Here is an 11,467-nt window from a genome sequence, read left to right on the forward strand (position 1 = left end):
GAGGAGCGTGATTATGTGATATTTAAAACCGAAGCTGAATTTGAAGCGGCTATGATTACAGCCTTGCAAAATAAAGGCTGGGAAAATCATGTTCTGAAATACCCGACTGAAGAAGATTTGCTGAGTAACTGGGCAGATATCCTTTTTGAGAACAATCGTGGTATCGATCGCTTAAATGACACTCCTTTGACAGAAACAGAGATGCAACAGATTCTTGAGCAAGTTTTGGCTCTTCGAAGCCCCTTAAAACTCAATAGTTTTATTAATGGAAAAACAGTTTCTTTAACGCGTGATAGCCTAAATGATCCTTTACATTATGGCAAAGAAATTAGTCTGAAAATATATGATCGTCGTGAAATTGCTGCAGGTCAAAGCAGATATCAGATTGCTCAACAACCGACATTTAAATCTAAATCGAAGATCCTAAACGATCGTCGTGGGGATTTGATGCTTCTAATAAATGGTATGCCAGTGTTTCACATTGAGCTGAAAAAAAGTGGAATTCCTGTAAGTCAAGCTTATCACCAGATTGAGAAATATTCTGATGAAGGAATCTTTTCGGGAATTTTCTCGCTGGTGCAGATATTTGTGGCTATGCAACCTGAAGAGACTGTTTATTTCGCCAATCCTGGTCCAGATGGCGTCTTTAATAAGGACTTTTATTTTCACTGGGCAGATTTCAATAATGAGCCCATTAATAGCTGGAAGGATATTGCGACGTATCTATTATCAATTCCGATGGCTCATCAAATGATTGGTTTTTATACAGTCGCCGATGCTTCTGATGGCATATTAAAAGTCATGCGCAGCTATCAATATTATGCGGCAAACGCTATCTCTGATAGAGTGTCGAAGATTGACTGGAACAATAACGAGATGCTTGGTGGCTACATTTGGCATACAACTGGATCCGGAAAAACAATGACAAGTTTTAAATCTGCTCAGCTTATAGCCAATTCAAAGGATGCCGATAAAGTCGTCTTCTTAATGGATAGAATAGAGCTCGGTACTCAGTCGCTTAGAGAGTATCGCGCTTTTGCTGAAGATAATGAAGAAGTGCAGGCTACAGAGGATACACACGCGCTTATTACAAAGCTTAAAAGTAAAAATCCTGCTGATACGCTTATTGTTACATCTATTCAAAAGATGAGTAACATCAAGAATGAAGAAGGCGGTTTGAATGCTACTGACATTCAGTTGATGAATTCAAAACGCATCGTGTTTATTGTGGATGAAGCGCATCGATCTACTTTTGGGGATATGTTAATCACAGTAAAACAGACTTTCCCCGGGGCCATTTTTTTCGGTTTTACCGGTACGCCTATTCAGGAAGAAAACCAGAAAAAAATGAATACAACGTCAACTGTCTTTGGTAATGAGCTGCACCGCTATAGTATTGCTGACGGCATTCGTGATGGAAACGTGCTGGGCTTCGACCCTTATAAAGTTCTGACCTACAGAGATATTGATCTGCGTAGAGCAGTGGCGCTTATGATGGCGCATGCTGACTCAGAAGAAGACGCTATCAGCGATTCAAGAAAAGCAGAGAAATATTATCACTACATGGATGGTGCTAAAGTAAAAATGGCAGGACACCGCGAGAAGAGTGGTGAGTATATCAAAGGTATTGAAGACTTTCTATCACAAGAACAGTATATGCGATCTGAACACCAGGACATGGTTGTTCAGGATATATTGGATAACTGGCTTCGATTAAGTCATGCCTCTAAGTTTCATGCAATATTTGCTACCAGTAGTATCCCAGAAGCCATCGAGTATTACAGGCTTATCAAAAAGGCAAAACCAGACCTGGAAATCACGGCGCTTTTTGATCCAAACATCGACAATAATGGGGGCGTGAAATTCAAGGAAGATGGCCTTGTCGAAATCATAGAAGATTACAACGCCCGATACGAACAGGACTTTACTTTAGTCAATCACAGTAAGTTTAAGAAAGATATTGCTACACGGTTGGCTCATAAAAAGCCCTACGAACGCATTGAACGAACCCCTGAAAAGCAGATTGATCTTGTAATTGTTGTAGATCAGATGCTTACAGGATTTGATTCGAAATGGGTAAACACCCTTTATTTAGATAAAATTCTCAAATACGAGAATATCATTCAAGCTTTTTCTCGAACTAACCGTCTATTTGGACCAGATAAACCATTTGGCACAATTCGCTATTATCGTAAGCCACATACAATGGGACGAAATATTAATAGTGCAGTTGATTTATACTCAGGTAATAGAGTACTTGGATTATTTGTGGAGCACCTTGATTATAACCTTGAGATGATGAATCAAATCTTTTCAGCTATTTCACGCCTGTTCACAATGGCAGGTGTCCCTGAGTTTACTCACTTGCCAGTCGAAGGTACCGAATGCGCTAAGTTTGCCAAGCTTTTCAGTGAATTAAATAGTTTCCTGGAAGCAGCGAAGATTCAAGGATTCATATGGAAGCAGCAAATTTATTCTTTTAAAGATCCTGAAAAAGTAGTCGAGATGCTATTTGATGAGAATATTTATCTGATTTTAGCACTGCGTTACAAAGAGCTATTTGCAGAAGGTGGGGACGGTGGTGGTGGAGATATTCCATTTGATATTGATGGTCATCTAGTAGCTATTGACACCGGAAGAATCGATACCGATTATATGAACTCACGTTTTGAGAAATTTCTTAAAGTGCTGCACCAAGAGGATGTAGACCAAGAACAGCTTCAAGCAACACTGGATGAACTACATAAATCTTTTGCATCTCTAACACAAGAAGAGCAGAAATATGCGAACATTTTTATACATGATGTGCATAGTGGAAATGCTAAACTGGAGGATGGGAAGTCTTTCAGAGACTACATCACTGAATACCAGTTTCGCGGAAAAAGTGAACAAGTACGCCAATTAGCAAATGCTTTGGGGATGGATACTTTCAAGCTTGAGAGCCTTATGAGTGCAGGTATAACTGTAGCGAATATTAATGAGTATGGCAGGTTTGATGATCTTAAGAAAACCGTAGACAGGGACAAAGCAAAAGCCTACTTCGAAGCAGTAGAAGGGACGAGTATCTCTGCATTTCAGCTAAGCATCAAAATCGAAAAGCTGCTCAAGGACTTTATCCTCAGTGGGGGATTTGATGTTGATAAGTAAGGATACAAGATGATGAGAAGGTAGCATTTGTGCTGTATTAGTAATACGTGAAGCCATTTAACATTATCAAAAAAGTGGCTAACTGTATTCAATGACTTATTGTAGTGCTTAAATGTTGCGGGTGAATCAAGCTTTTAATTGGAGAAAGAATTAATATGTGTCAGAATGCTCTGTCTGGTGAAGATTTACTCAAGATGTATAAATATCTTCCTGAAGGTATATATGATGCTGGCGCTACAGTTCCCGGTAGGCGTGAGACGTGGGTGGACAATTAAATGCGAGGTGGTGAGAAATTTGAATTTTGATTTAAAGCTCTTTGTAAAAAAAGTAAAAGACCTTATGGCTCAGCAAGGATATACGAAAAATGGAATTGTAGTCAAATCAAACATTGCATTCGATAGATTGGATAACATTTTATTAAATGAGATTGTACCAACAGGCGATGAAATACTCATCTTATCAGAATTGTTATATGTAGATTTTCAATATCTTATGTCAAACGAAGATGTTACTCAGTTCGAGAAGACAGATAAATTGTTTCGAACAAATGCAAAGGTACTTTCAATTGCAGACAAAAGATCACTGTCTAAGATTTTATATATGGCAGAATTCGCAAAGTACTTAAATGATACAATTGGAGTTTCTAGATTTAACTTTCAACCAATTATCAAACAAAAAAATTATTCAGATCAAGGAAAAGAATTGGCATCACAGTTAAGAATTTTTTTGAAAATAGAGAATAATTTTAGTAATAAAGACATTTATAAGATTGTTAGAGATTTAGGTGTGCAAGTATATAGACTTAAACTTAGCGAATCAAATATATCAGGAATTCATCTTCAAAATGAAAAAATAGGAAATGTAATAGTAGTGAATTCCTTCGAAGATGCATATAGACAAAATTTCACATTGATGCATGAACTTTGTCATTCGCTACTTGATAATAATAGTGAATATAAGATTTCTTTTTCCGGGCAATCGGATAAGGCTGAGGAAGTTAGAGCCAATAATTTTGCAGCAAGCTTCCTTGTGCCAGATCAATTTATCGATAGAATATCGTCAAAATCAATTAATAAGGAAATGTTCTTGGAACTTGCAAAAAAGCAATTTGTAAATCCAGAGACTCTTTCAATTCGCCTTAGAGAGAAAGGACGTATATCGCCCTCACAGCACGAAAACTACAAAAGTTTAAAAATTAATAAAAGAGAAAAACTTGATATTGAGCTAATTGACCTAAGTATTAGGGGGAGAGAACGCGTTCGAAAAATTCAGCAGACTGGTCTTTCACTTAGTTATATTTCATTGTTATATAATGCATATATTGATTCGAAAATTTCATTCTTGAAAATGAGTGAAATGCTATTCTTATCCCCAAATGAAACAGAGAGTCTATTTGAAGAATTGGGGTGGACTATGAATGTTTAATGATATCAAGAATTTTAACAAAAATAGTGTAATAGACAGCTGTTCCGTTATAAATGTTGTATCTTCTGAAACACTTTTCCAAAGTGCCAAAATTGAAAAATGCAAATTTATTATAACAACTTATATCGAATATGAACTTCTAAAAAAATCCAGAGGCTACAAGGATAAAGATCATGAAATAAGAGCATTTGAACTAGATAAGAGAATTGAACAAGCAATAGAGACAGGTGAGATTTTGAAATATAGTTTGGATATATCTGATTTGCTCGATCCGTTGGTAAACGAACATAAGCGTGGAAAATCACGAGGTGAGTTAACCGCGATAATACTTGCAAAAAAATTTAATGTTGGCCTTTTTACTGACGATAAAAAAGCTCAAAAAATTGCTTCAGATTCATTAGGTGTGAATAGAGTTGAATCGCTTTACTCATTAATTGGTTGGCTTACATGGAGTGGGTTGCTAAATGACGCAGAAAAGGAAAGCATTATTACTCAGCATAAATATTACTTTAGAGATGTTTCAAAGTGTGTTGAAAAGGGATTTGTTGATGGTTTAATGGCGCGTTTAACTTAATAATTATTGCACTGAAACTTAGTAGTCTCTTTAGTTGAAGTTTTTGCACCAGAACCAGTCATGAAAATTATGTTAGTAAATTAAAGGTTAAAGAATATGGTTACTATTTAAAAGACGAATCAATGCACTGGTAGTGTTTAAATGAGTATTGGTTGGATAATTGCCATTTTAGATTTTTTAAGATTGGAATTATTAAAGACGATGAGGTGATGATATAGCAATGAGATTCTGTGTTATTGATAAAAAGAGAAATAAAAAGACTTTTTTAAGAATTGATGTAAAATCTCGTGATGAACTTATGAAGAAAATTAACTCAGAAAGATTTATTATTGATAATGAGATATACTCAGTAAATGACGTAATAGCTGTTCCTACAAAAGAATTTAAAAACTGGCGAGATATTATCATGAGTGGAAGAAAAAGTGATATTGAAAATGCAAGGAAATTCAATAAAGAGAAAATAAATAGATCAGTTGTAAAAGGTTGAGAATGACATGGAGCTAAAACATAAGAATGGATTTGGAGCGAAAGTTAATATCGCCTTAATTATTGGATTTTGTATTATTCTTTTTGGAGTCTGTAACTGGGACGATACAATCAACTTATTTGACTATATTTTGAAAAGTCGAATATTATTGAAGGTATTTATTTCGTTTACAATTTTGTCTTTATTGGTTCACCTATACATAAATGGGCGTTTACAAAAGAAAGATAATTTTTACATATGTGCAGATTTTATAACATACGGATTAACTTTTTATACTTTCCATAATCTACTATATATTTCTTTCCTTCATGCTTTCAAAAACTCATCAATTTTTAAAGGATTTGGCTTGGTTGATATTTACTTGTTACTTGTAGCATCTGTATTAATGTTCTTTAAACCGGTACCTGGATTGATTGATTCTTGGCGAACTACAACGGAATATTTCAATGCAAAAGATATAATCCCTGTAGTTGATGAAAATATTTAAAATACCGTTCTGGCAATCAATTGCACTTTAAACAGCACATTAAGGAGTAGTTTCTAAAATCTACTTTCACATAATTAAGTTCAGAAATTTCCATCATTCCTATTTCTAAATATGTAAAAATGATACAATGATGTTAAGAATAAGTCGCTTTTTCAATTGACTCAATCTTAACATCATTTTTTATTTGAGTGTAGGGTTGTAAATTTCAAAGTAAAGAGGGAATAAGATGTTTAAAATTGACCGAGCAATATTAGAGGCAGATCAAGTAATATGTAAAAATATTGACCGTTTTGATAATTCTGAAAGAGGCCTGCTGTCACAAAATATACTTGCTCAACTTAGAAACTATGTAGAATATATAGTGCAAAAAATTCACTCAAATGGAGTGGACATTGATCCCAATAACTACAGTAAGAAAAAGGAAGCGTGGGAGCATATTCAAAAATATGGACAATATCGGTTTTTGGCAAAATTCCACTCTTTGCTTCAAAAATCAGTTTCTCATTACACCTTTGATGAGGGGGGCTCAGAGAGATTGATGCTCAAATATTATGAGTATTTAATAAGAATCAAAGTGTTTTTAAAAGACACATATAATTTGGATGTTCTAATTAATATTGATGAATTCCCATTAGATTTGGATACTGACCTTGTAGAGTACTATAAAAAAATATCATCAAGAATAAATAGACCGAGCCCTCATGCAACTCGTAATCCCTTTAACGAACGTTACTATATTCAGAAAATAAAACCTTTCTTTATTGATCATTGTATTTATTATGAAGTTACTTTTACAGTTGCCAACGATAAATCCAGTAAATTCGATAGGGTCATTGCTTTCACTAACATTGAGCTATTAGACAATTATGCAGTAAAGCTTTCCTTACATAATGATTACATTGAGGTAATGGGTAAAACCATGCCTATTCAAGTGATTGATAGCTGGGAGGTTTCAATCAGACCTTGTGAAGTAAACAGGTTTGCAGATATTTTTGGGAGGCATCCGGAGATAAGTTCAAGCAACTATGAATTTCGTGATTTGATGAAATTTCTTACTAACACCCGTATGAGTTTGGTGAATATTGTAAGTTCATCAGATTCATATTATATGTGGGCTAAAAATATTTGCACAAAAGAATCAAAGGTTACTTATATTTTCGATGTTTTAGATCAGTCGAGGGAAATAATAAAGAACAATAAACCAGGTAGTAATGTAGTGCGTTATTTTCTCCATAAGATGAATAATAAAACAATGAAAATGCAATATTATTATAAAAATTGTAGTGGAATGTCTAATTTATATTTGAAATGGGGCTGTATGCCTTTTGACCAAATGCCATTAGCAACTTCACTAATAAAACATAATCCTCGTATTCATGATTTATTTGATTGTATCAACACAAATGATAGAGAACATGAATTCCTTGCACGTAAAATAAAAAACAACACAGAACATCAAGATGTCTTATTTTCTTCAAAAAGTGAGTTGTCGCAATTTGAAGATATTGGAGCTACAATAGGAAAATTTAATTCATTACTTTATACTAAGAAAAAGGAGCATATGGATCGCACAATATTGATGTATAAAGATCATTTTTACATCAAAGGATATGCTGATGATACTGCTCAGATTATTTCAAGACTTAAAGAACTATCAAATTCCGGAATAGCCGGATATTCAAACTTTGTCGAATCGTGGTTAGCTCAGAATCAATCGTACAAAATTGATAGTAAAGAAAAGTTGTCTACTCTAAAAACCATGTTCTCAAATTCACAAGTGGCGCTTATATATGGATCAGCCGGAACTGGAAAGTCAACACTTATAAACCATATTTCAAATCTATACAACGATAGAGAAAAACTATTCTTAGCAAATACTAATCCTGCTGTTGATAATATGAGGAGGAAAGTTAAATCCGCAAGATGTGAATTTAAGACGATTGCAAAATTTTTGACATATCGCAATATAGATGTTGAGTATGACATTCTAGTTATTGATGAGTGTAGTACAGTAAGCAACAAAGATATGCGAACCATTCTTGATAAAGCAAAATTTAAACTTCTGGTCCTTGTAGGGGATGTTTTTCAGATAGAAGCAATATTATTTGGTAACTGGTTTAGCATTGCTCGTACATTTATTCCGAAATCCTCTGTATCCGAGCTGACGAAACCGTATCGAAGTAGCAAAGAGGAGTTACTAACAGTATGGGATCGAGTTCGTAATTTGGATGATGCCATTTTGGAACCACTAGTAAAAAGCAAATATTCTGTTAAACTAGATGAATCTATTTTTGAGCACTTTTCGGAAGATGAAATAATTTTATGCCTGAATTATGACGGACTGTATGGCATAAACAATATTAATAAATTTTTGCAGAGTAGCAATCCGAATAAAGCTGTGGGTTGGGGGATCAATATTTACAAAGTAGGTGATCCTATATTGTTTAACGAGTCTGAGCGGTTTACACCCTTGATTTATAATAATATGAAAGGAAGAATAATAGATATAGAGTCAACAGAGCATAAAATCCGTTTTGACATTGAAATTGATATTGCTATTACTGAATGGGATTCTGAAGATTATGACTTTATTCTAATTGAAGAATCGGAACGCAAAAATTCAATTATCAGTTTTTGGGTAAATCGGTTTAAAAGTACTGATGAGGATGATGACTCTTCTGATGCTATTGTGCCATTTCAAGTTGCATATGCAGTTTCTATACACAAGGCTCAAGGTTTGGAGTACAAGTCTGTAAAAGTTGTAATTACAAACGAAGTAGAAGAACTCATTACACATAATATTTTCTACACAGCTATTACCCGTGCAAAGGAAGATTTAAAAATCTATTGGTCACCTGAAACAGAGAAAAAGATATTAGAAGGACTTTCTCTGAATAACTATCGTAAAGATGCAGCTTTGTTGTCTGAACTATTTAGTTTGCAATAATTGCACATTTAGAATAACCGAAGGGTTGAGTATTTGTTCGAACGAGTGATAAATGAAAAATAAAAATGGAAAAGCGAATTAAATGTTTGCAACTCGACAAACTTCCTACTCTCACATGCTATCGAATGAATGGATTAACATCCGTATTGACCACTCAATTTAAAATTTTTGATAGGTTTCCACGAACGGACAAAAGTTGTAAACTGGTGTCGACATATTTCCATATACGAGAAAATACAAAAAACACACGCAAGACATCAATACCAACGGTTTGAGCCACGCGGAGACGGTAGTATTGATGTCAAGGGTTGATAAGTGAGTGTGTAGAAAAGCCTTGAAATAAAGGCTTTCAGGGGTTTGAGAGTGAAAATTCGAAGTGATGAAATCGTGAAAATATCTGTTCATGGTAACAAGTCCAAAGGCATGATTTTGAACGTGACAGAGCGATTTAGATAACATTGGCTTGCAGTGGTCAATTTAGATGTGTTATGAAAAAGCAGAGGTATTAAGGTTGGGTTGAACGTAGAGCCAGTATCTACATGTTCTACAGTCTAAATTTACAGCTTATGAAAGGAGGGCTTTTTTGGACTTTATAAATGACTTTGACAAAATTATATGTGAGGTATCCAGTGTGCTCGGTAAGCCTATCAATAAAACCAAATATGAAATTGTTGATAGAGGAATACCACATCAGCCTAGGAGTTTGCCAACCGGAATGATGGGGGTCTATACATTTTGGTATGAAGGTGATTTTTTGAAATTAGGAAAAGCCGGGCCTATGTAGTAATGCCAGGTTTGTGAGTCTGCATTATAATCATAGATCCGCTCAAAGTACTTTAGCCGCATCGGTTATATCAGACACGAGAATGAAAGATAAAGGCATACATGAAAACAATGTTGGAGATCGGATAAAGAACGATTGCCGTAGGATAGATATATTATTAGATTCGAGCTTGGGGATTTTCACATTGGAACTTATAGAAGCCGCCCTTCTTTATAAATATGAACCTATTTATTAAGGTTTTGCAACGCAAAGATAGTCAAGAATTAAAAAATAAGGTATAAACAATTCTAATGAGGAGGTGCAATGCAAATGGGAAGAGGAATGAGATTTTTAGAATCATCAGCAACTCCAGAAGAAGACTCCTACGGATATAGAGTTGAATGGGATGATCAAACAACTTCAGTAAAAGAAATGTTCAATAATGGTGGGAAAGTTGAGCATTACGGTTCAGGTTCAAGAGATGTTTCGGGTTTCGACAATGCGTGGGATATGTTTAACTATTACAAAGATAATCCGGATTTCATAGGTGTACGACTAATAAAAATTGATTCGGATGGAAATGAAAGTATATATGCATCTAAATAAATATATCGAATGGAACAAATGAAGCAGGAGGAATAAAACGTTTTATTTTGCTCTACCAATATCAATTTGCCTATGAACTAACATATAAAAAACATGGCACCCCACTTCACAATTCAGTAGAGTGCCGTGTTCGTTTTCAACCTTTTTCATTAACATCTCATATTCCGCTGAAATAGGTTTATTTATTAAGGATTTAATTTAAGGCTTTTAAATCATGTTGTACCTCGAATGAATAGATCCTCAGGGATCCCTAAATACCTCATCACCGTCCTGACGTTATCTCTTAAGGGTTTGTTATACTCTGGGTGGATCACCTTTCCAATGGTTACTGTTGAGGTAACAACAGAGAAAAAGATCCCATGAATCGCAACAAGGGAAGGCCTGGACATCTTGACATTACCAGTGCCAATGATCGTTTTCTTCTCTAATTCCAGTTCTCTTCGCACCACGTACTCAGCCACGCTTAGTATTAGCATAAGAATCAGCATCAAATAACCAATGGCTTCCATCGAAAAAATTGAGAGTTTGTGAGCATTAAGGTGATGAGGCTAATTATAAATGATGTATAGGCTGATATTTTGTGTAAAATTATGGAATCGAAAATGGTTAGGACGCAAATCATATTCAGTGGAATAAAAGATTAAGAAAACCTCTTGAAGAATGAACCAATTCGCCAGAAACAGCCCCAATTCAAATGTTCAACGATTGGTCCTAATGTTCAATGTCAACTTCCATAAAAAAATGTGACTAACCCGAAAATAATCAGTCAAAGCCCGTATTTCTGAGGATTTGCTTGCAAAGATACGGGCTTAATGTTATACTGTATTTAGTCACATATGTTACTAAAAAGGAGGACGAATATGTACCTCGATTTTCTAGTCAAAATACCAGAAGCAGCAGGTAAAATTACCTACAGAAAACGAGACGACTCCTGTTATGTTTACTATGAGTACGATAGGATCTATGATCCTACGCGAAAATTTACGAACGTAAAGAGAGCGATGATTGGTAAGCAATCCAAAGCTGATCAT

Annotated in this window: 8 protein-coding genes; all 8 read left to right on the plus strand. The window is 34.8% G+C overall.

The window, feature by feature from the left end:
* Positions 1-15 precede the first annotated feature (15 nt).
* The 8 genes from BLP63_RS11280 (at position 16) to BLP63_RS11315 (ending at position 10,436) form a co-directional block, all read left to right on the plus strand.
* On the plus strand, positions 16-3,147 hold the full coding sequence (locus BLP63_RS11280; protein WP_092591605.1) for a type I restriction endonuclease subunit R: 3,132 nt from the start codon (positions 16-18) through the stop codon (positions 3,145-3,147).
* 294 nt (positions 3,148-3,441) lie between these two features.
* Entirely contained in the window at positions 3,442-4,572 is a 1,131-nt protein-coding gene (locus tag BLP63_RS11285; protein ID WP_170829426.1) for an ImmA/IrrE family metallo-endopeptidase, read from the plus strand.
* On the plus strand, positions 4,565-5,146 hold the full coding sequence (locus BLP63_RS11290; protein WP_092591608.1) for a type II toxin-antitoxin system VapC family toxin: 582 nt from the start codon (positions 4,565-4,567) through the stop codon (positions 5,144-5,146). Before BLP63_RS11285 ends, BLP63_RS11290 begins: the two co-directional genes overlap by 8 nt.
* A 220-nt stretch (positions 5,147-5,366) precedes the next feature.
* Positions 5,367-5,633: a hypothetical protein gene (locus tag BLP63_RS11295; RefSeq protein WP_092591610.1), complete on the plus strand. Its 267-nt coding sequence runs from the start codon at positions 5,367-5,369 to the stop codon at positions 5,631-5,633.
* A gap of 7 nt (positions 5,634-5,640) precedes the next feature.
* Positions 5,641-6,120, plus strand: a complete 480-nt coding sequence (locus tag BLP63_RS11300; protein WP_092591612.1) for a hypothetical protein — start codon at positions 5,641-5,643, stop codon at positions 6,118-6,120.
* Positions 6,121-6,346: 226 nt separating this feature from the next.
* Positions 6,347-9,067 carry an ATP-dependent DNA helicase gene (locus BLP63_RS11305; protein WP_092591614.1) on the plus strand — a complete coding sequence of 907 codons (2,721 nt, stop codon included), beginning with the start codon at positions 6,347-6,349 and terminating at the stop codon, positions 9,065-9,067.
* Positions 9,068-9,650: 583 nt separating this feature from the next.
* Positions 9,651-9,851 carry a hypothetical protein gene (locus tag BLP63_RS17100; RefSeq protein ID WP_242870888.1) on the plus strand — a complete coding sequence of 67 codons (201 nt, stop codon included), beginning with the start codon at positions 9,651-9,653 and terminating at the stop codon, positions 9,849-9,851.
* A 309-nt stretch (positions 9,852-10,160) separates the two neighbouring features.
* Positions 10,161-10,436 (plus strand): hypothetical protein, encoded by a 276-nt coding sequence (locus BLP63_RS11315; RefSeq protein ID WP_092591616.1) that lies wholly within the window; start codon positions 10,161-10,163, stop codon positions 10,434-10,436.
* Positions 10,437-11,467 lie beyond the last annotated feature (1,031 nt).

Source organism: Acidaminobacter hydrogenoformans DSM 2784 (assembly GCF_900103005.1).
In the GTDB taxonomy this organism is placed as follows: domain Bacteria; phylum Bacillota; class Clostridia; order Peptostreptococcales; family Acidaminobacteraceae; genus Acidaminobacter; species Acidaminobacter hydrogenoformans.